Origin of the sequence: Janthinobacterium sp. FT14W (assembly GCF_009208755.1) — a bacterium.
GTDB lineage: Bacteria > Pseudomonadota > Gammaproteobacteria > Burkholderiales > Burkholderiaceae_D > Janthinobacterium > Janthinobacterium violaceinigrum.
Genome location: NZ_WFLL01000011.1, coordinates 44,453 through 64,256, shown reverse-complemented (window position 1 = coordinate 64,256; position 19,804 = coordinate 44,453). Strand labels below are relative to the sequence as shown.

Sequence of the window (19,804 nt, the reverse complement as noted above, 5' to 3'; positions counted from 1 at the left end):
CACAAGCAAAGGAGCCAAGCCATGAAACACACGGATACGGGAATCGTCGTGACCACCTGGAACGGGGACGATACGCTGCTGCATTACCGCACCGATGGCGAGCGGGGCAAACCATGTCTGCTGCTGTCGAATTCCCTGGGCACGGACCTGTCCATGTGGGATGCCCAGGCGGCAGACCTGGCCAGCGACTTCTATGTCGTGCGCTACGATACGCGCGGCCATGGCCGCTCGGCCAGCGGCAGTGCGCCGTTCGGCATCGAACGCCTGGGCCTGGACGTGGTGGCGCTGCTCGACCACCTCGAGATCGCCCGCGCCGCGTTCTGCGGCATCTCGATGGGCGGCTTGACGGGGCAGTGGCTGGGCATCCACCAGCCGCAGCGCCTCACGCATCTGGTGCTGGCAAATACGGCGGCGCGCATCGGCGCGGCCGACGCGTGGCTGGCGCGTGCGGAGCAGGTGCGCCGCGACGGCATGGACGCGGTGGCCGACGGCGCCGCCGCGCGCTGGTTCACGCCAGCCTTCATCGCGCGGGAAGCGGCCACGGTGGCGCGCATGATCGCCACCTTGCGCGGGCAGGATGCCGAAGGCTACGCAGCCTGCTGCGCGGCGCTGGCGCAGGCGGACTTGCGCGCACAGGCGGCCACGATTGCGGTGCCCACCCTGCTCATCGCCGGCGAGCACGATCCCGTCACCACGGTGGACGATGCGCGCTGGCTGCAGCGGCAGGTGACAGGTGCGCAACTGGCCCAAGTGCCCGCGTCGCATTTGTCGAATGTCGAGGCGGCGCCAGCCTTCACGGCCCGGCTGCGCGCCTTTGTATCGCCGCCGGCAGGGTAAGATTTCGCTTTGCCCCTGAGCACCGCCACCGGCAAGGCCGGCACGCGGCAGGGGAAGCTTTTTTGAAAAAATAATAAGAAAAAAAGCAAACTTGGAGTAGACAGATGGAAAACAGATTGATCATCATCGCGGCGATCACGGTGGGCTATTTCGCCCTCATGTCGTACATTACCTATAGCGTGCGCAAGCACGCCAACAGCGCCGAAGGCATGACGGCGGGCGGGCGCAACTATCCCGCCTACTTGATCGGCGCACTGTTATTGTCGGAATTCATCGGCAGTTCCGTCAGCATCGGCACGGCGCAAAAGGGCTATGAGCTGGGCATTTCCGCCGCCTGGAACCTGGTGGCGCTGTCGCTGGGTTTTTTGCTGCTGGCCATCGTGCTGGTGAAAAAATACAAGGAAAGCGGACAGTCGACGATTTCCGGCATCCTGGCGCAGACGTATGGCGAACCCGTGCGTTATGCGGCGTCCATCCTCACCATCGTCGCGCTGGGCATCGTGGCCGTGGCCCTGTACGCGAGCGGCGGCGCCGTGCTGGCGGCCGTGCTGCACATCAATAAAACCGTGGCCATCCTGCTGGTGGGCGCCATCACCGTGATCTATGTCAGCCTGGGCGGCATGCGTTCGGTCGTGTACACCAACTTCGCCCACTCCATCGTCAAATACCTGGGCGTGATCCTGGCGCTTGCGTATGCGCTGGAAGCGAGCGGCGGCATTGGCGCGCTGCAGGCGCAGTTGCCGGCCAAGATGTTCAACTGGGTGGAGATCGGCTGGGGCCAGATCATCGCCTGGATGATCGGCGGCATCGGTTCCATCTTCGCCACGCAATACGTGATCCAGGCGCTGGTCAGCACGGACAACCCGGCCGTGGCCAGGCGCGCCTGCTATTACGTGTCTTCGCTGATGATTCCATTCGGCCTGATGGCCGCGCTGATCGGCATGTGCAGCGCCGTGCTGTATCCGGGCATGAAGTCGATCGACGCGTTTCCCACGCTGATCGCCCACATGCCGGCTTTTTCCGCCAGCATCATGATCGTCGGCCTGGCCGGCGCCCTGTTCGGCGGCATTTCCGCCACCACCCTGGCATCGGCGACCCTGGCCATGAAGGATTTTTATGATCCCTGGTACAACAAGGCAAAGAACGACGCGAAATCGCTGATGTTCCTGCGCATCGCCATCGTCGTGGCAGGCTTGCTGCCGCTGGTGCTGGCGCTGTATGCGGAAAAACTCCTGATGATCGCCTTCCTGGGCAAGGCCCTGCGCGCCACCCTGGCCGTGCTGGTGCTGATGGCCTTCTATGCGCCGAAATTCGGCACGCCGCGCGGCGCCTTTGTCGGCGTGATCGTCTCGGTGATCGCCACGATAGGCTGGTTTCTCGCGGGCAATCCGTACGGCGTGGACAGTTCCTATCTGGCGCTGGCCGGTCCGCTGCTGAGCATGGGCATCAGTCACCTGCTCAAGCCGGCGCAAGGGGACGTCAAGCTGGCGTCGTCCGCACGGCCGTAGGGGGTACCCGCCCTTACACCAGTCCTGTCATGTAATAGATGGCGATCACGAAAAACACGACCACGGTCTTGATGATGGTGATGCCGAAAATGTCGCGGTAGGACTGGCGGTGCGTGAGGCCCGTGACGGCCAGCAGGGTGATCACGGCGCCATTGTGCGGCAGGGTATCCATGCCGCCGCTGGCCATGGCCACGACGCGGTGCATGACTTCCAGCGGAATGTGCGCCTGCTGCGCTGCCTGGATGAAACTGTCGGACATGGCGGCCAGCGCGATGCTCATGCCGCCCGAGGCCGAACCCGTAATGCCGGCCAGGGTCGTCACGGAAACGGCCGCGTTGACGAGCGGATCGGGCACGCTGCGCAAGGTGTTGCTGACGGCAAGAAAGCCGGGCAGCGCCGCGATGACGCCGCCGAAGCCGTATTCGGACGCCGTATTCATGGCTGCCAGCAGGGCGCCGCCCACGGCTGCCTTGGTACCTTCCGCAAAGGCGGCGCGGATACGTCCGAAGGCCGTCACGCAGACGAGCAAGATGCCCAGCAGCAAGGCGCCTTCCACGGCCCAGATACCGGTGACGGAAGCGATCGACGTGGTCACGGGCGCATGCAGCCCTGGCAATGCTTCGGCGGTGAGCGAGTAGCTGGCGCCGTACCAGTGGGGGATCAGCCGGGTCAGCGCGTAGTTGGCCACGCCGACGAGCAGCAGCGGTGCCACCGACAGCAGCGGATGGGGCAAGTCGCCCGCGCCGGCCGTGGCCTGTTCGGCTTCGGCCCCATAGCCTTCGCCCGTCGCCATGACGGAGCGCCGGCGCCATTCGAGGAAGGCCAGTCCCATGGCCACCGTCAGCACGGCGCCGATGGTGCCCAGCCATGGCGCGGCCCAGCCCGTTGTATTGAAAAAGGTGGTGGGGATGATGTTCTGGATCTGCGGCGTGCCGGGCAAGGTATCCATGGTGAACGAGAACGCGCCCAGGGCGATGGCGCCCGGCATCAGCCGCTTGGGGATATTGCTCTGGCGATACAGCTCAGCCGCAAACGGATACACGGCAAACACCACCACAAACAGCGACACGCCGCCATAGGTGAGGGCACCGCAGACGGCAACGATCACGGCATTGGCCCGCGAACTGCCGATGTAGCGGATGGCCGCCACGACGATGGACTGGGAAAAGCCGGACAGCTCGATCAGTTTGCCAAACACGGCGCCGAGCAAAAAGACGGGGAAATACAGCTTGATGAAGCCCACCATCTTTTCCATGAAGATGCCGCTGAAGACGGCCGGCACGGCCGATGGATCGGTCAGCAGCACGGCGCCCAGCGCGGCGACGGGTGCAAACAGGATCACGCTGTAGCCGCGGTAGGCGGCCAGCATCAGGAAGGCCAGTGCGGCCAGGACTATCAGGAAAGACATATCGAACTGATCCTTGCGCAAAGTAGGTATTTAATTAATTGCTCAATTAATATCATGCTTTTCAACAGGGCGCCAACACGCAGGTCAAGGATTGCCCGGCGCAGGCAGATGCGCTGGTGGGTAAAGATGCCAATGGCCAGCTATCCCACTGTCGCGTTGACCCTGCCGATGAGCGAGCAACCGCAAGCCGTCTTGCAGCCATGTACGGCCACCGGAATACCTCCTGCGGTCAGGGTCTCGTGGGCGGTTACAATTTTATTGACGCCATGCGGCGCGCCACCGGGATAGCGTTGTGGGCACATGACGTCGTCGCCCAGTCGCGCAATTGCCTTGCCACCGATATCGTGCGTGGGTGAGCCGCTGATGACTTTCCCTCCATGGTCGGTGGCATCGCCGACGGTGATGATTTTCAGGGTCATGGGGTTCTCCTCGTTGGCTCAGTACGTGGGTTTGTCGTATGACTCTGGCTCGACCGCGTCCTCCACACCGGACCAGGGTGGCAATTTTTCAGGAGGCAGCGGAAGCACTTGGTCGAGCCTGTTTAGTTTCATGTCAGGATTGATTTTCAATGCTTCGAAAATGGCCCTGTATCGGCTGCCTCGATCCGAGTCCGCCGCGACCCCAAGCAGCTTGAGATTAATCTTCTCCTCCTCACTGGAACTGGGCCAGCTACCATCACCATCGAATAATAGCCACAGAGATGATGCGCATTCTTGACTTCCAAACTTCACTCCCTGCTGATAAATCTTAAAGGCCGATAGATACTCCTTTTGGATTCTAGCTTTGAGACCTAACCGATAGGCTGCGGGACCATGGCCTTGTTGAAAGGCACATTGCAACATGATTTCTTCATCATTTAACCTACCTTCTCCAGCATAGGCGTCGGCCAAAGCCATCTGAGCTTCCGGGCTACCAAGCTGTGCAGCTCTAAGGTAATATGCCCACGCCAAATCGACATCGTATGGTGCCCCTCCATAACCATGCTCGTGAGCGACACCGAGGTCGTATAATCCCCAAGGTTGCATTGCCTTGGCTGCCAGGCGGACGATTTCGACACTCTTGACAGGGTCTGCATCAAGTACGTGGTTGGATTCGAGAACGCCGAGTCCGTGCAGATAAAAATGCGCCATTAATGCACGCGCTCCCCAGTCGCCCAACTCGGCCGCCTTTTTCACATCGGTGAGTATGCGCGTGGCCTCCTCTCGCGTGAATTGCCACGCTATCTTGCTGCGCCATATCTTGCGAGCCTCGATATAGAGCCGGTATGCAGCCGGGTCGCGGCTGGCCGGCATGTGCTCCTTCCAGCGCGCGCATGCGGGTAGCGGGGCGGACATACTGAACTTCTTGAATCCATATGGCAAGGCATGCAAGTCTCTCTCCTGTAAGTAGCTTGAGAGGAAAAAAGCCGCAGCGACGAGCGACGCCAGCAGAATAAGGCGATATAGCCATCGTCGACGAGAGCCGTCTGCAAGCGCGTGAGATGTGGCGGACATTCAGGTGAGGTCAGTACGTAGGTTTGTCGTATGACTCTGGCTCGACCGCGTCCTCCACACCGGACCAGGGTGGCAACTTCGCAGGAGGTAACGGAAGTATTAGGTCGAGCCTGCTCAGCTTCAGGTCGGGATTGATTTCTAATGCGTCGTAGATGGCGCTGTAGCGCCTCTCTCGCTCAGCGTCTACTTTAATTCCCAACGGTCTTAGTGCATCTTTCTCCTCGTCGGAGTCTCTATCCCAATACCCTTGGTTGAACATAATCCGAAGGTCGCGCGCGCACTCCGAACTTCCAAACTTCACTCCTTCTTGGCATATCCGTATCCCTTCCTGATACCTGCCATTCACTCCCGCTTTTACAGCCAACTTATAAGCTGCTGGCCCGTGCCCTTGCTGATATGCACATTGCAGCATAATTACCTCATCACCCCGACGACCTGCTGCGCTATAGGCTTGTGCCAACGCCATCTGTGCTTCGGGGCTGCCGAGCTGGGCTGCCCTCAGATAGTATGCCCAAGCCAAATCGACATCATAGTGTGCTTCTCCGTAGCCATGCTCGTACGCGACACCGAGGTCATACAGTCCCCAGGGTTGCATCGCCTTGGCTGCCATGCGGACGATTTCTACGCTCTTGTCGGGATCTGCATCAAGTACGTGATTGGATTCGAGAACACCGAGCCCACGCAGATAAAAATGCGCCATCAGTGCTCGTGCTCCCCAGTCGCCCAAGTCGGCCGCTTTTTTCACATCGGTGAGGATGCGCGTGGCCTCCTCACGCGTGAATTGCCACCCTATTTTGCTACGCCACACCTTGCGCGCCTCGATGTAGAGCCGGTATGCTGCCGGGTCGCGGCTGGCCGGCATGTGTTCCTTCCAACGGGCACACGCTGGTAGCGGGTCGTCCAAGCTAAATTTCTTAAACCCATATGGTAGGTCGTGCAAGACTCTCTCCTTTAAATAGATATTGAGGAAAAATGTGCTCGCCGTTAACACTGTTAGCAGGCACAAGCCATAAACTAGCTGCTGCAGTCGCGAATTGTTCATAGCTAGACGACAGGCACGCCGGGCTTTCGGTCAACATAGAAGGGTAACAATTGACTGTCCAATTGAGCCCCCTCGCCCTTATGTTCTACATTTTTAGAAGCGCTTGCTAGCCATTTTTCGAACGTGTTCTTCATATCGCCAAACTGCGCCGGCCCCGCCATCCCAGAGCACTGGCTGAACAAATCACAGCGCAATTGAAACGCAACCTCCTTCGCCTCGCTCAACACGTTAAGCTCGCTGTCTAGTGCCATGCTGCGGAGATTCAGGTTGGCCGAGCCTATCGTGAACGCGGCGTCATCCACAATCGCCACCTTGGCGTGGATGTAGATTTCTTCATAGTCCGTCGCTTGCAGCCTGTCTTTGTCCCTGGCGCAAGTCCAAAGCGACCCCATAAAAACGTTGATGCCACGCTCGGCCAGTTCTTCTGTGGTAATCGGCGGTTTGCTCTTTTTCTCCCGCGCCAGCTTCAATGCCTCTTCGTGCTCCACCTTCATTGCCTCACTCCTGCCCACTTTGCTGGCTACATCGTAGGTCGGCACATCCATGCCATCATTTTCCGGGGTGGAGGTCAGGATGAACACATATATCGGCTTCAGGTAGCCGGCCGAGCGCAGGCGCCCGACGCATTCGATGAGATGCTCCGCCCAAGGCTCATACTGGATATATTGGTTCTGTATGAAGATGTAGCGAAGAGTTTGCCGGGTCAGATTGGCGTAGCATTCCTTAATGGTCTTCTCTGTATGCTGCGGCTCGGTGCGCAGCAGTTGTACATTGTGCAAGCCGTTTTGTAGTCTGAACGCGCTCAATGGTATCTTCGCGCGCCGCGCGATGAACTCCGGGTCCATCTCATCATGAAGCCAGTCTCCAGCTTTCTTAACGATACGCTTGATTGGCGGATTAAAAAACCAAGCCGTGTCCATGAAGAGAGAGGTAGGCCTGGTTGACTTTCCCCACGCTTGGCAGAAATTATGATTGAGGTCGTAGAGAATCGGACCATGCAAGCGGCAGGACACATCCTGATACGGTTTGACCACATGGCTATTCTTGTCGATGTATGATTGGACAAGCCGCTCCTTGGCCGCCTGTTGCTGCGAGCTCAATTGGTATCCTGGACCAGCACTGTCATAACACTCGCCTTCCTTCCAAGCGGCCTTCTGTAGCTTCACATGCTCCATGTGGTAGATGCGCTCGCGCCTGACGTCGCGGAAGTGGTGCGCCGACGTGTCCCAGAAGTCGGTGACGGAATTGTGTCCCATCACATAACCTATTGCACTGACCGGATTTTCATAGTCTATCAACAGCATTTTCTGGTGGTGCGTGGCAAACGCTTGGGTTACCTGTGCCATAAAACCAGTGGGCGCCAGCTCTCCCGATAATGACTTTTCTAACAAAGCGATAGGAACTTTGCGCACATGAAAATGAATATTCGGTATCGCGTCGCCGCAAACCTGCGCATACCATTCTGCGTTATAGGCTTGGTGCGATTCGCTAAAATAACCGCCCATGGCGCATCCGATATATGGAAATCGTCTGCCGTAGTAGCCTGGATTATTTTTCATTAACTTTTGCGTCACGGCGCTGTCGTGCCATACCAGCAAACGAACTTTGACCGGATTGGGCGTGCGCGAGGCAATCTTCTTCAGCAAATCTCCATAACGTATGCCATCCTCGGCGCTCTTCCCGCGCACCAGCACCATGCCGGGGTCGAATCCCCATGTGATGATGTCGACGCTATGCTTGGCGCTTTCCAAGTCCTTCGCTATTTTCCTAAAGACCGTTTCTCCGCAAATCAATGGTTCAATAAAACAGCGATAACGTGGCGGATGGACGGGATATGGAACATGAACAAACCAAGGCTGAGCGAGGCATTGGTAGGGCGCGTCGTTGTCGCGATAGGATAGAGTTTGCTTGTAGAGGTCTACGTTGCTGTTCATGCCACTCATGGTGCAGTCCTTAAAAAGTCAGCGATGGCGTCATGCTTCGGATGACTCTTCGCCGTCGTCCAATGCAGGATTTGACAGCACACGACTCTGTTCCAGCGTCGCGTAGCCCTCGTTGGCAGCCCCGCCCGAATTGGCGTACCCGTGGTAGCCGATGCCAGCGCTCATTTCCTGTTTCTCGTCATGTGGGTTCGACGCGACGGTATAGCGGTTGCCGTTGGGAAGCTCCAACTCGTAGGTGGACTGCTTTTCCAGCTCGTGCTGGAAAGTCATGTTGCCATCGTCGTCAAACACCCCTTGCTCCGTCAGCGCGCCATCCTTATAGAGTTTGTAGGGCAAGCCGGCATTGAGGGCGCCGCCCGCCGCCGGATGACTGTTCAAATGAAACGTGCCCGCGCCCTTTAGCTGGGCTTGTGGCGGTTGCACCTGGGCTATCTGCATGTTCTTCGGGCCGAGCAAACTGTGGCTCACTGCGTGCGCGACAAAGGTGCCGTTGCTGCCTTGTTCGATGCCGCCGGCGCTGAACCTGGCGTAGCTGCCGCCGCCGTTGATGAGCACCTCCTCCTTGGCGCTGATGGTGATGCGGTTGGCCGTATGCGTGATGTTGAGCTTGGCAAGGATGTTGATGCTGTCCTTCAACGCCCGCACATCGATATCGCCGGCTGCCGCCACCAGCCGCATGCCGGCCTGCTGCACGAACAGGCGCAATGCTTGCCGCACGCTGGCGAACAGGCTGGCGCCGCTGGCGATGGAAAGGTCTTGTCCGGTGGTAATTGCCGTATGCTGGTCGCTGGCCAGATGGGTGCTGCCGCGGGTCGTGGTCTCGATGCCGGCCGGGCTGGCCAGTACCAGGTGCGGCGCGGCCAGTTGCGGAAAGCTGCCCTTGGCGCCCGCGCCGCCCGTGATGCTGTCGTTCTGCGTCTTGATGGCGGCCACTGCTCTGGCCTGGTCCTCGCCGTCCTGTGCGCCCGATTGCGCGGCCAGCCCGGCCAGCGCCTCTTGCCGGGCATGAGCGGCCTTCAGACGCAGCTGTGTCTCCCCCATGTCCTTCATGTGCGAGGCGCCGTTCGGCCGCGCCTCGGTGGTGAGGAGCATGCCCCGGTTCGCGCGCGCCACGCCCCAGGCATTGGTCGCCAGCTCCCAGCCGTCGCCGCGCGCGTCCATGCGCCCGTCGGACGTGTCGATACGGGTGATACTACCCAGCGACAGCTGGCTGTGCTCGTGGTCGCTCTTGAGCTGGGCCTGCAGAGCACCCTTGGTATCGTCCAGCACCAGATGGTTGCTGTTGCCGTCGCCGCCGCTGTTCAATTCGCGGCTGCGCAATCCCGCCAGCGAGCGTTGTGCCGGCAAATGCCAGGGCGGCATGTTGTCGCGGTTGTAGACGACGCCGACGACGATGGGGTGGTCCATATTTCCATCGAGGAACTGCACCAGCACTTCCTGGCCGACGCGCGGCAAGCACATCTGGCCGAAGTACTGGCCGGCCATGGGCATCATGACGCGTATCCACGGTGAGCTGGCCTGGTCGAATGTGCCCAGCCGGTCCCAGTGAAACTGCAGTTTGATACGGGCCAGCGCGTCGGTATAAATGTCTTCGCCGGGCGGGCCGACGACGATGGCCGTCTGCACGCCGGGATTGTCACACGGCTCGCTGTTGTAGTGCCGACCTGGACGCCAGCGTATGTCGCGGCGTATGCAGACGAGGCTGTTGCTGTATTCCGATTTGCCGTCCGGGCCGGCGGGATAATTGTTGCTCGCGACATGTTCAACCGACACGATGAGGTAGTCGCGCGCAGCGATGCCCGGTTTCCTGTCTTCGCCTGGTGCCGGCGCCTTGACTTGCGCACTGAAGTGGCCGCTCAGCTTGAACGTGCGGCCTGGCTGCGCGGCGCGGTCGTTGCCGCCCGCTTCGAAATACTGGGTGCGCTGGTCATGTTCTTCCATGCGGCGCTGCGCCAGGCTCTCGCCGTCACGCAGATTCGGGTAGCCGTAGGCGCCGGTGTTTTCGTAGAGTTCGTAGCCGTCCACGTCGCCCTGCGCGTTCAGGGAGCTGCCCTGGACCCGTTGCGGATGCGGGCTTTTGTAGTTGAAACTGGCCAGTGTCAGTTTGCCGGAGCCGAGTTCCCGCACCGCTTGCCAGTCGTCAATCCCGTCCGCCTCCTCGGACCCGGCCTGGGCGTGAAAGTGCATCTGGTCTGCGCCATCCGCGACATGCGCGTCGTCGATGGCTTCGGCGAGGGTGGAATTGTCGCTGAGAATGAGCGTGTGGCCATCGGCCCGGTGCTCGTAGTGGTAATACAGTCCCGCGTCTTCCCAACGGCGGTGCAGATGGTTGTAGTCCGTCTCGTTGTGCTGGTTGGCGCAGCTCAGTTTTTTATCGTCGTAACCGGGCTCCAGCCTGGTCTTCCAGTCGCGCTGGCGGTAGTACGCGAAGGTGGTTTCGGTCAGTTCGATGGTGCTGCGGTGGTGAAAGGAGACGTTGTCCTTGCGCAGCCTGGCGAAGGCCAGCCAAGGCGACAGCAGCATCTGGTAGTAGGCGAAGCCGCCGTCGGTGCGGACAAAACGGAAACTGCCGACGTAGCCGTTCATGTAGCGCAGGCTGCCGTTCTCGCGCACCAGCGAAATGGTGATCATCCTGCCCATCATGCTTTTGAGGGGGATGCCGGCGTCATCCGACAGCACCTCGGCCTCGATGCGGAAGTCGCGCGATAACTCTTCGCCCATGCGCACCTTGTTGACCAGCATGACGGTGTTCGCGGGACCATCTTTTTGCGGGAAATCCATGCGCATCAGGCGGTTGGCTTGCGATTGGGTGCCGAATACGGATAGCGCCGCCATGCCAGCGTCGACGATGTTGCGTATCATGCAGCCTCCGATGTGCTTCCCGCCGACGGCGGATGAGATGGGTCGTTATTTATCCTGTATCCGCCACTGTAGGTGCGTGTCGGGGTGAGTGTATTGAGGGGAGTCAAGGGAGCTCATCACTAGTGAACCGGTCCGCGTGCACTATCGCCGCAGGAGCCTGCATCCATGGACCGCAACAGGTAGCCGGCCGTGTCTCTGGAGACTTTGCCATCTTGTCGCAACAAAAAGGCGTCCCAATTCAGACGCCGTCCCGCGCCGGGTTTGCTCGTCAGGATGAGGCGTTGCAGGCATGACGGCTTGAATAAGATCCGCACCTCGAATTGCAGATTGGGCAGTCCGAACATTGCCAACCTTTGCGCCAGCCCCACGGCGGCGCTGCCGCGTGGCAGAAAACGCTCGGCATCGGCCTTGTCGATGGGGCCGATGTTCAAGCGGACGCGCAGGTCCTTGCGCCGCAAGCGCCCGCCCAGCGCCGCGCCAAAACCCAGCCTGGCGACCCTTCCGCCGAGCTTGCTGCGTTTGTTTTTCGGGATGACGTCCCAGACTTCGACGAAAGGTTCGAGCTCGACCTGCACCCCGAAGTGATGTGTCAACACGCGCGAGACCGAGCTTGCCGCCACCGGCCGGGTGCGCAACAATGCGGCATGGAATCCCGCCATATCGCAGGCGGCATCGTCTGCGCCGCCGGGTAGCGCGTCACGGCGAATACCCGCCAATGCCGTCAACAGCGCCAACTGGCCATCCTCGCCACCCATGTCGAGCCGGTGCTCCAGGCGATACTTGCCCCAGGCTTGAAAAAACATGGCCACCATGCGCTGGGAGAATAGGTCGATAAACGCGTGGGCGCTGTCGTCCCCGTCCCAGCGCTGCGCGGCGCTCATCCGCTCCGTGTGATGTAAAGGCAGGCCAGCGTTCACGCCAAGGAGTCCCAGGAACGCGGGCGTCAGGAATATCTTCGTGCCCGGCGCTTCCCGCATGGCCCGCAGCAACTCGATATCGGTCTCGCACGTCGCCGGCTGCGGCCCCAGCGCCTCGATTTGGCTGGCAGGAAAGCTCAGCGACAGGCTGTTCTGAAAGCGCAGTACCTGGGACAGTGCCTGCTCGTCATCGTAAGACAGGCCGGCCTGGCGCAGCCAGCGTACCAGGATGCGCACAGCCTGGACAAAATGGAACCGCTGGGGTTCATCCATTAAACCCTGGATTACGCTAACGTCAGGTAGCCGCTTCTTGGCTTGCATCGCATGAGTTCCTTGTCGGATTGTTTGGATAGAACAACCAATTCGATGAAGCTGTTCACCTGCACATACAGGCCCAGGAACTGGTCGATGACCTCCACAAACAGCAGCAAGCCGCTGCCCACAAACGCTTCTTCGTCGAGTGTCATGCGCATCTCGGTTCCGTGCACCAGCGCGGCGCCATGCTTGTGCCGCATCCAGGTCACCGTCGCCGCTTGTTGCAAGTCAGTGATGCCTTCTATCTGACGCCGCGAAATCGGCGAGTGCGGCAGGTCGTACAGGGCCAGCATTTCGCGGAAAGCCGGGAGTCCGCCTTGCGACAGCGCGTGGTGGTTCACCGTCAGATGGGAAATCAGACGCCATTGCTGGCTCCCTTTGGCAAAACGGCAGGTGCGGGTCGGCCGGCGCAGAAGACGAACCGAGTAGCTGTCGGCGTCGCGCAAGGGTGTCAAGTCGCCGCCGGCCTGCCCGTACTTCAGCGCATTGGGCAAGTCTCTGTTGGTGCAGCTCAGCGCAATCGACAGGCTGGTCTTTTCGACCTCCATGGGATTGAAGTCGCCGTCAATCAGCGTGATGCGCTTTTCATGGCCGGGGCTGAGGGTGGCCAATTCGGCATCGTTGCGCAGCATCCAGTAATGCCCGTTCTTTGTGGACGCGTCCTCGCCGTGGCGCAGCGAATAAAACGGCCGGAATTCGGTCACTGCCTCCTGCTGCCCGCGCCGGCGCACCATCTTGACCGAGTCTATCGTGTACACCTCGAACGACTTGGCGTGCGCGGCATCGGCCACCACCGCATAGTCGGCAGTCAACTGCGTCACGGATATCGGCTGGCCCGGCCGCTGGAACAGGTTGACCACCGGGCTGCAACCGAGCAGCAAATTCGTCTCCGACAGGCTCGCCAGCATACGGGCGCGCGAGGAATCCGGCCGCAGTCCGGCCAAGACCACATGGAGCGTAAAGCGACGACATCCCTGTGGCAGCAGGGCCCGCAACGCCACCAGGTCGATGTCGAAGAAATTGAACTTTTCCGGAAAGACAAAATACTCGCTGAGCACCCGGTATGCCACGTGCGAGCGGGCGTCAAACGGGATGAGCGCCTCGTCCTCGGCGAAACCGACCGGCGCCAGTGGCACGGCCGGCAACGCCGTCCAGCGCCCCGGCTCGGTTTCAACATAGGCGCACACGGCGTGCATGAAAAGCGCGTCGCGCAGGGCCGCGCAAAACGAGGGTTCGCCGTCGATGAACACGCGCAGGGCGGGAAGGTCCGTCGGCGCGGCGCCGTCGATGACGATGCTCAGTACGGCGCTGGCAGACGCCGGCAAGGTGACGCAGGAGGGCGCGCGTACTACCGGGTCGAAGCGGGCGGCGGCCAGCGTCATCGGCGAGAGCACGATGCCGTAGGCGGTCTTGAAACTGCAGCGCACGCCGTCGACGGCGCTGGAGTCCATCTCGGTGCCGCGCGGGATGGCCATCACCGGCGCCTCGCCCGCCGACTTGATGGAAGGATACGTGGCGCGCACTATCGAACAGGAGGGGAAGGGCCTGAGGTAGTGCGGAAACAGTGTCTCCAGCAGCGCTTCGGTCAATTCAGGATAGCTGTCGTCGAGCCGCTTCGCCACGCGCGCGGAAAGCAGCGCGACGGACTGTATCAATTGTTCGACATGCGGGTCCGGGCAAGTGTCGTCGCCCAGCTGCAGGGCGCCGCCCACCCTGGGATAGCGCTCGTAAAATTCGCGGCCGAGGCGGCGCAGATACACCAGTTCACGCTCGAAATACGGCAGCAGGTCTTCCATCAAGCTCTCCTTGCCCCTCACGGACGAAAGCCGTGTGCAGATGTTCAAGTATTAATCAAGCGATGGCGAATATGTTGCGGTTACGCAATACTGGTGACAGTGGCGGCTTGTGCTCGTCATCGTGGCAACGACCGGGCTTGGGACCTTTCTTGTGAAAACTCAATGAGTTTCCTAAATGCAGCGTCAAACTCTATCGACGAGCAATGCATTTCAAGGGAGAGGACATGAGCATCTCATTAAAAGTCTTGTGGGCCGAAGGTCTCACGCTCGATGCGCAGCATTTCCAGCAGTTGGACCGGTATCACGAGGCCCGCTTGCGGCACATCGCCTCTGCCATCAATCCCTACACCTGGGGCGTCCAGCTTGCACGCTGGAGCATTGAAGGCGTAACGAGCAACACGTTGTATGCGCAGGCGCTGACCCTGATTTTCAAGGACGGAGAAATCTACCAGGCACCGCTGGCCGATGAATTGCCCTTGGCGATAGACTTGGGCAAGCTGCCCGCGGATGAGCAAAGCTTTGTCTTTTATGCGGCCCTGCCTGTCGTCAAGGCACATGGCGGCAATTTGGCCAGCGGCGAGGCTCCGTACGATGACACCCGGTACTCGCCATTCGATGCGCAAACGCTGGACCTCTACACCGACGCGCTCAGCACCAACGTTTCCTATATGAGAAAAAAACTGCGGCTGCTGTCGCATCTCGATGTGCGTGATGCCTACGACTGCATCCCGCTAGTCAAGGTGCGCCGCAAGGAGGACAGCACCTTTGAAATCGACCCGACGTTCATGGCACCGAGTCTGTCGGTCGACGTTGACCCGGCCATGCGGGAAATGCTGCGCGGCTTGCTCGGCAAGTTGGCCGCGAAAGCCGAGGCACTCTACCGTCTGCAACGGCAGCCGCGGGGAAGCGCCATTGAGGCGCACAGTGGCGACGTGTCTTCATTCTGGATGCTCAGCACGGTCAGCGCCGCGAACGCGTCCCTGGCCCATTGCGCCAAGTCGGGACACTGCCATCCGGAGCGGCTGTTCGACAAACTGATGGTGCTCGCGGGCGGCCTGATGGCGTTTTCCCGCAAGTATTCGGTATCAGATTTACCCGCCTACGACCATGAGAATCCGGCTCCCGGTTTCGACGCGCTGAACGCCATCATTTGCGAACTGCTCGATACGGTGGTGTCGTCCAGATACGTCGTCATTCCCCTTACTTTTGACAAGGACCTAAGCCCTTACCATCAGGGGAAAATCGACGCCACCTTGACGGACCGGAAAGCCGGCTTGTACCTCGCCGTCACCGCCAATATGCCGGCGCTCAATCTGGTTGCGGAAGTGCCACGTCAGTTAAAAATCGCGTCGCCGCATGATATTGAGGCCTTGATTCGCAGCGCCTTGCCCGGCCTGCAACTGGTGCACATGGCCCAGGTGCCGATGGAAGTACCGGTCCGTCCGAACGCTTATTATTTTTCGATTGATAACCGTGGTGAGCTTTACGAGGCGATGATCAAGGCCCAGGCGATAGCCATTTATGCGCCCAGCACCTTCACAGAACTGCGGATGGAGTTCTTCGCCATCACCGATTAGAGTGTCATTCCCACCTGTGATACATCTCATTACAAATGATGATTGGCGAAATATGGCGCAGTGCAGCATAATTTAGCTGTCTCCTCCAACTCCTCCAAGAATTGGATTCAACCCGCCCTCAGTTGGCGGGTTTTTTTTAGCCAAAAATTCAGTTTTCAGGACCAATGCAGATGATCTGCAGTGCTTGACTGTGGGTTCACCTGAGCCCATCGCACTGACTAATATCGTCTGGCACTATAGCCGCGAAGGGCTTGCGAATGAAACACGAAGCAGGTGACGGTACGCGCATTTTCCTGCCCGAAGGCTTGTGGAACGTCTTGCCTTCCAGGCTAGGGTGCGGATTCTTATGGTCGGCGTATGCCTGGGCGATGTCCACTCGCGCAAGCCCTGCATCGGACAACAGGGTATTGATTATGGAGCCTGCGACCTTGAAGCCTTTGTGAAGGGGAGACACCGCGCGAAGATATCGGGCCAGCAGGTCGGCGAATGTCACGCTGCGGCCCTTGGCATAGTCCACGAACAGACCGTTGCGACGTTCTAGTTCCAGGCGCTGCTTGATGTCGATGGCCTCCTTTTCGCTAAGCGCACAGAGGCATTGGGGGCGCTGGACGGCCTCGCGCACGCGGATGGCGAAGCTGTCGTCGGTGCGGCCCAGTTTGGGTTGGTAGCTGCCTGCCTTCAGCTCCGCGAGGTAGAGCTTCAGCTGCTTTTCGCGGTTGCAAGCAAAGGTTTGGGTCAGGTCTTCGCGAGTTTGAACAGTGACGATGAAGCGGGACCGGTTTTCAATAGATGCCATGAGATTGTGCTCCTGGGTGTTATGGAACAGAGTCTATTGACGTGGGGTTATATGTTTTGCGGCGAAACCGCAAGCTTTGCCACTAATTTGCCACTAATTTGGGCAAAAAACTGTCAAAACCACATTTGTCGAAACCTGAAAAACCCTTGATTGATAAGGGAATTCTTGGTCGGGGTGAGAGGATTCGAACCTCCGGCCTCTGCGTCCCGAACGCAGCGCTCTACCAGGCTGAGCCACACCCCGCTTTCCTTCATTACAGCAGATGGCGGAACGGGTTTCAAGCGGCGGCATCAAGGTCTATTTCTTCTTTTCTTGCTGGGCCTTCCTGATGTCCGCTTCGCTGACTTTTTTCGCCGGTGCATTCGTCGCCGGCGAAGCGGGCGCCTTGCGCGTGGCGTTTGCTTGTGCCATGACGGCGGCGCAGTCCGTGTCGGGGGCCTTGTCGACGCTGACCAGCGGCAGCAGGGCGGCCAGCGGCGTGACGACGGTGGCCAGGGCCACGGCGGCGCCCGCCTTCAGGGCCAGCGGGCCTTTTTGCGGACCCACGTCCGGGTTCTTGAACGTGCCTTTCGCATACAGCGGCGTGCGCAGGGTGATGATGCGGGCGCCCTTGGTGCGGGGGCGCACGTCCAGGTCCAGGGTTTCGTGGGCCAGGTTGACGTTGCCCGTGACGTTGACGACGGCGCTGTCCGTGTCGAGCACGAAGCGGCGCACGTCGGCCTGGCCGTTCGTCACGGCGAAATCGCTGGCCATGCAGTTCAGGTGCACCTGCTTGTCGCCGAAGATCTTCACGAAGACGGCATTGGCCAGGTTCAGGCCCGCCAGTTCCAGCATGAACTGGCTGACGGAGCCTTCGCTGACGGTGGCCGCCAGTTCGCCATTCGCGCTGGCCAGCATGGCCGAGACGGAGTTGCCGTGGCCCGTGAGGGCCGCGTCGCCATACACTTCGCCGAAACTCGCTTGCATCGATTGCAGCTTGGGAAACAGTTCGCGTATCTTCAGGTGGCGCGCCGCCACCTTGGCTTGCGCGGCGATGCTCTTTTGACGGCCGTCGAGCGTGATATTCGAGGTGATGTCGCCGCCAGCCACGCCGAAGTTGAGCGGCGTCAAACTCAGCACCTTGTCTTTCATGTGGATATTGGCGACGATGTCGTTGAATGGAATGTCGTGCGTGCGCACCAGTTTCTTGCCAGTAAACTTTACGTCGGCATCGAGCGCATCCCATTTGGCCGTGTTGAACTGTTCCACGGGCAGCGCTTTATCGTCCGGCTGCACGGGAGCCTTGCCGCGCGCCTGTTTCTGCGCATTGCTGTCGGCGCCGATGGTGGGGCCCAGGTCTTCCAGGCGCAATTGCTGCGATGTCACTTCGCCGCGCAGCAGGGGACGGGGCTGGCGCGGTAAATACTGCAAGGTGCCGGCCAGGTCGCTCTGGCCCACCTTGCCCTTGAAATCCTGATAGGTCCAGTCCCAGCTGGCGCCGTCCTTCCTGCCCAGCAGCCGGCCCCTGGTGGCGTAGTCGGGCGTTTCCGGCAGCAGCACGCCCGTCAGCGGGTACAGGTCGGCCATGCTGGCGCCGGCCAGGCTCAGCTGCAAATCGATGCCGGACAGCGAGCGCGGGTCCGTCAAGGTGCCGGCTATGCTGGCCTTGTTCTTGCCCAGCACGGCGTGCGCCTGCACGGGATACACGGTGTTGTTGTTGGTCAAGGACAGGACGGCGCCCGCCTTGCCGCCGCCCGTCACGGGCGCCTTGCGATAGGTGCCGCCCAGGGTGAATTCGATGCCGTATTTTTCCATGGGCGCGCTGCCTGACGCATCGCCTTGTGTGGCGTCGGGCGCCGTCGAGCTGACCTTGGCGCGCAGGTCCAGCGCGATGCCCTCGTCCAGGTAACGGATGGCGCCGTCGCCGAAGGCCATGCGCTGGATTTCCACTTCCCATGGCGAGGGGCCGTTGTCCTTCAAGGTCCAGCTGTTGCTGCCGTCGGCGCGCCGCTGCAGGGCGATCTGCGGGGCATCGAGCGCCAGGTCCGTCAGCACCACCCTGTGTTGCAGCAGGGGCAGGGGATGGATGGCCACGTCGATACGCCTGGCGCTGGCCATCTGCGGGCCGGCCGTCGCCCAATCCGGGTTGCTCATGCGCACGTCCTGGGCGCTGATGAAGGGGCGCGGCACGTAGCGGCGCCAGCCCGGTTCCGTCGTCAGTCCCTGCCGCCATTGCACCCGCAGGTCGCCGCCGATGACGAAGCTACGGCCCGTGCTTTCGGAAACGGTGCGGTTGATATAGGGGCGGGCGCGGTTCCAGTCGAAGGTCAGCACAAGGATGAGCATGATGGCGATGAGGGCCAGCAGGGCGGCCAGGCTCCAGCCGAGGATCTTCAGGGGTGTCGAGCGTGTCATGGGATGCCGATCGCAGTGATTTTTCATCAAGGTAGACCGACAGGCCATATCGGTCGGTGCGCCAGGTTACGTACGCAGCGCGATCGCTGGCATTGATTCCATAATTCGATTATTATTGAAGTATGGAAAACGAAACTACAAGCGCAGTGCAGGCTGCGCCTCTGACGAGCACGGCAGCCATCGCGGCCTTGGCGGCGCTGGCGCAGGAATCGCGGCTGGCCGTGTTCCGCCTGCTGGTGCAGACGGGGCCGGAAGGCATGGCCGCCACGAAAATCGCAGAGGCGCTGGCCATTGCGCCGTCGTCGCTGTCGTTCCACCTGAAGGAATTGGCGCATGCCAACCTGGTGGCGGCCAGCAAGGCGGGGCGCTCCATCATCTACTCCGCCAACTATGCGGGCATGAATGGCTTGCTGGCCTTCTTGACGGAAAACTGCTGCGCGGGCGCACCTTGCTGCGTGCCGGACATCACCACTTTATCGAAGGAAACCACGACATGACGATCACCATTTACCACAACACGGCGTGCGGCACCTCGCGCAATACCCTGGCCCTGATCCGCAACACGGGCGTCGAACCCGTCATCATCGACTATGTCAAGAACCCGCCCACGCGCGAGCAATTGCTGGACCTGATCGCCCGCGCGGGCCTGTCCGTGCGCGCCGTCATGCGCGACAAGGGCGCCCTGTACGACGAGCTGGGCCTGGCCAATCCGGACTTGCCCGACGCGGCCCTGCTCGATGCCATGCAAGCCCATCCGATCCTGATCAACCGCCCCATCGTCGTCACGGAACTGGGCGTGCGCCTGTGCCGGCCATCGGAAAAGGTGCTGGAGATCCTGCCGCTGCCGCAGCAAGGGGCATTTGCCAAGGAAGATGGCCAGGCCGTGGTGGGCGCCGACGGCAAGCCGGTGGCCTGA

15 protein-coding genes and 1 tRNA gene are annotated in these 19,804 nt (G+C 60.6%); 5 read left to right on the top strand and 11 right to left on the bottom strand.

The window, feature by feature from the left end; genetic code table 11:
* Positions 1–21 precede the first annotated feature (21 nt).
* Complete coding sequence (pcaD, locus tag GCN74_RS10180; protein WP_152256564.1) at positions 22–837, top strand: 3-oxoadipate enol-lactonase; 816 nt, start codon at positions 22–24, stop codon at positions 835–837.
* A 104-nt stretch (positions 838–941) separates the two neighbouring features.
* The gene (locus tag GCN74_RS10175; protein WP_152256563.1) at positions 942–2,345 is read left to right on the top strand and encodes a sodium:solute symporter family protein; all 1,404 of its coding nucleotides are present in this window, start codon (positions 942–944) and stop codon (positions 2,343–2,345) included.
* A gap of 13 nt (positions 2,346–2,358) precedes the next feature.
* Here the strand turns inward: GCN74_RS10175 and GCN74_RS10170 are convergent, their stop codons facing one another.
* The 8 genes from GCN74_RS10170 to tssF all read right to left on the bottom strand — a co-directional run bounded on the left by GCN74_RS10170 (position 2,359) and on the right by tssF (position 14,121).
* Positions 2,359–3,753 (bottom strand): GntP family permease, encoded by a 1,395-nt coding sequence (locus GCN74_RS10170; RefSeq protein WP_152256562.1) that lies wholly within the window; start codon positions 3,751–3,753, stop codon positions 2,359–2,361.
* A gap of 140 nt (positions 3,754–3,893) precedes the next feature.
* The gene (locus GCN74_RS10165) at positions 3,894–4,172 is read right to left on the bottom strand and encodes a PAAR domain-containing protein (RefSeq protein WP_152256561.1); all 279 of its coding nucleotides are present in this window, start codon (positions 4,170–4,172) and stop codon (positions 3,894–3,896) included.
* An 18-nt stretch (positions 4,173–4,190) separates the two neighbouring features.
* Entirely contained in the window at positions 4,191–5,045 is an 855-nt protein-coding gene (locus tag GCN74_RS10160) for a tetratricopeptide repeat protein (protein WP_226938973.1), read from the bottom strand.
* Between the two features lie 211 nt (positions 5,046–5,256).
* Positions 5,257–6,108 carry a tetratricopeptide repeat protein gene (locus GCN74_RS10155; protein WP_226938972.1) on the bottom strand — a complete coding sequence of 284 codons (852 nt, stop codon included), beginning with the start codon at positions 6,106–6,108 and terminating at the stop codon, positions 5,257–5,259.
* A gap of 182 nt (positions 6,109–6,290) precedes the next feature.
* Positions 6,291–8,222: a phospholipase D-like domain-containing protein gene (locus tag GCN74_RS10150; RefSeq protein ID WP_319633458.1), complete on the bottom strand. Its 1,932-nt coding sequence runs from the start codon at positions 8,220–8,222 to the stop codon at positions 6,291–6,293.
* A gap of 39 nt (positions 8,223–8,261) precedes the next feature.
* The gene (locus GCN74_RS10145) at positions 8,262–11,093 is read right to left on the bottom strand and encodes a type VI secretion system Vgr family protein (RefSeq protein ID WP_226938971.1); all 2,832 of its coding nucleotides are present in this window, start codon (positions 11,091–11,093) and stop codon (positions 8,262–8,264) included.
* Positions 11,094–11,212: 119 nt separating this feature from the next.
* Positions 11,213–12,331: a type VI secretion system baseplate subunit TssG gene (gene tssG / locus GCN74_RS10140; protein WP_152256560.1), complete on the bottom strand. Its 1,119-nt coding sequence runs from the start codon at positions 12,329–12,331 to the stop codon at positions 11,213–11,215.
* Complete coding sequence (gene tssF / locus GCN74_RS10135) at positions 12,295–14,121, bottom strand: type VI secretion system baseplate subunit TssF (RefSeq protein ID WP_152256559.1); 1,827 nt, start codon at positions 14,119–14,121, stop codon at positions 12,295–12,297. The genes tssG and tssF overlap by 37 nt, the downstream gene beginning before the upstream one ends.
* Before the next feature lie 224 nt (positions 14,122–14,345).
* On the opposite strand from tssF, the gene tssK reads away from it, so the two are divergent.
* Positions 14,346–15,698 (top strand): type VI secretion system baseplate subunit TssK, encoded by a 1,353-nt coding sequence (gene tssK / locus GCN74_RS10130; RefSeq protein ID WP_152256558.1) that lies wholly within the window; start codon positions 14,346–14,348, stop codon positions 15,696–15,698.
* 196 nt (positions 15,699–15,894) lie between these two features.
* Here tssK and GCN74_RS10125 read toward each other — a convergent pair whose 3' ends face one another.
* The 3 genes from GCN74_RS10125 to GCN74_RS10115 all read right to left on the bottom strand — a co-directional run bounded on the left by GCN74_RS10125 (position 15,895) and on the right by GCN74_RS10115 (position 18,888).
* Complete coding sequence (locus GCN74_RS10125; RefSeq protein ID WP_152256557.1) at positions 15,895–16,494, bottom strand: integrase; 600 nt, start codon at positions 16,492–16,494, stop codon at positions 15,895–15,897.
* 166 nt (positions 16,495–16,660) lie between these two features.
* Positions 16,661–16,737: transfer RNA gene (locus GCN74_RS10120), tRNA-Pro, on the bottom strand.
* 54 nt (positions 16,738–16,791) lie between these two features.
* A complete protein-coding gene (locus tag GCN74_RS10115) occupies positions 16,792–18,888 on the bottom strand; it encodes an AsmA family protein (RefSeq protein WP_152256556.1) in 2,097 nt (698 codons plus the stop codon).
* Between the two features lie 122 nt (positions 18,889–19,010).
* Between GCN74_RS10115 and GCN74_RS10110 the strand changes: the two genes are divergently transcribed.
* Together GCN74_RS10110 and arsC are read left to right on the top strand one after the other, a co-directional pair.
* The gene (locus GCN74_RS10110; RefSeq protein ID WP_193317032.1) at positions 19,011–19,385 is read left to right on the top strand and encodes an ArsR/SmtB family transcription factor; all 375 of its coding nucleotides are present in this window, start codon (positions 19,011–19,013) and stop codon (positions 19,383–19,385) included.
* Positions 19,382–19,804: an arsenate reductase (glutaredoxin) gene (gene arsC / locus GCN74_RS10105; protein WP_152256555.1), complete on the top strand. Its 423-nt coding sequence runs from the start codon at positions 19,382–19,384 to the stop codon at positions 19,802–19,804. The genes GCN74_RS10110 and arsC overlap by 4 nt, the downstream gene beginning before the upstream one ends.

Coding starts and splice junctions, on each gene's coding strand:
- GCN74_RS10145 (WP_226938971.1), bottom strand. CDS start 11,093: ATGATACGCAACATCGTCGACGCTGGCATGGCGGCGCTATCCGTATTC.
- GCN74_RS10175 (WP_152256563.1), top strand. CDS start 942: ATGGAAAACAGATTGATCATCATCGCGGCGATCACGGTGGGCTATTTC.
- tssG (WP_152256560.1), bottom strand. CDS start 12,331: ATGCAAGCCAAGAAGCGGCTACCTGACGTTAGCGTAATCCAGGGTTTA.
- pcaD (WP_152256564.1), top strand. CDS start 22: ATGAAACACACGGATACGGGAATCGTCGTGACCACCTGGAACGGGGAC.
- GCN74_RS10160 (WP_226938973.1), bottom strand. CDS start 5,045: ATGCCGGCCAGCCGCGACCCGGCTGCATACCGGCTCTATATCGAGGCT.
- arsC (WP_152256555.1), top strand. CDS start 19,382: ATGACGATCACCATTTACCACAACACGGCGTGCGGCACCTCGCGCAAT.
- GCN74_RS10115 (WP_152256556.1), bottom strand. CDS start 18,888: ATGACACGCTCGACACCCCTGAAGATCCTCGGCTGGAGCCTGGCCGCC.
- GCN74_RS10125 (WP_152256557.1), bottom strand. CDS start 16,494: ATGGCATCTATTGAAAACCGGTCCCGCTTCATCGTCACTGTTCAAACT.
- GCN74_RS10155 (WP_226938972.1), bottom strand. CDS start 6,108: ATGCCGGCCAGCCGCGACCCGGCAGCATACCGGCTCTACATCGAGGCG.
- GCN74_RS10170 (WP_152256562.1), bottom strand. CDS start 3,753: ATGTCTTTCCTGATAGTCCTGGCCGCACTGGCCTTCCTGATGCTGGCC.
- GCN74_RS10165 (WP_152256561.1), bottom strand. CDS start 4,172: ATGACCCTGAAAATCATCACCGTCGGCGATGCCACCGACCATGGAGGG.
- GCN74_RS10110 (WP_193317032.1), top strand. CDS start 19,011: ATGGAAAACGAAACTACAAGCGCAGTGCAGGCTGCGCCTCTGACGAGC.
- tssK (WP_152256558.1), top strand. CDS start 14,346: ATGAGCATCTCATTAAAAGTCTTGTGGGCCGAAGGTCTCACGCTCGAT.
- tssF (WP_152256559.1), bottom strand. CDS start 14,121: ATGGAAGACCTGCTGCCGTATTTCGAGCGTGAACTGGTGTATCTGCGC.
- GCN74_RS10150 (WP_319633458.1), bottom strand. CDS start 8,222: ATGAACAGCAACGTAGACCTCTACAAGCAAACTCTATCCTATCGCGAC.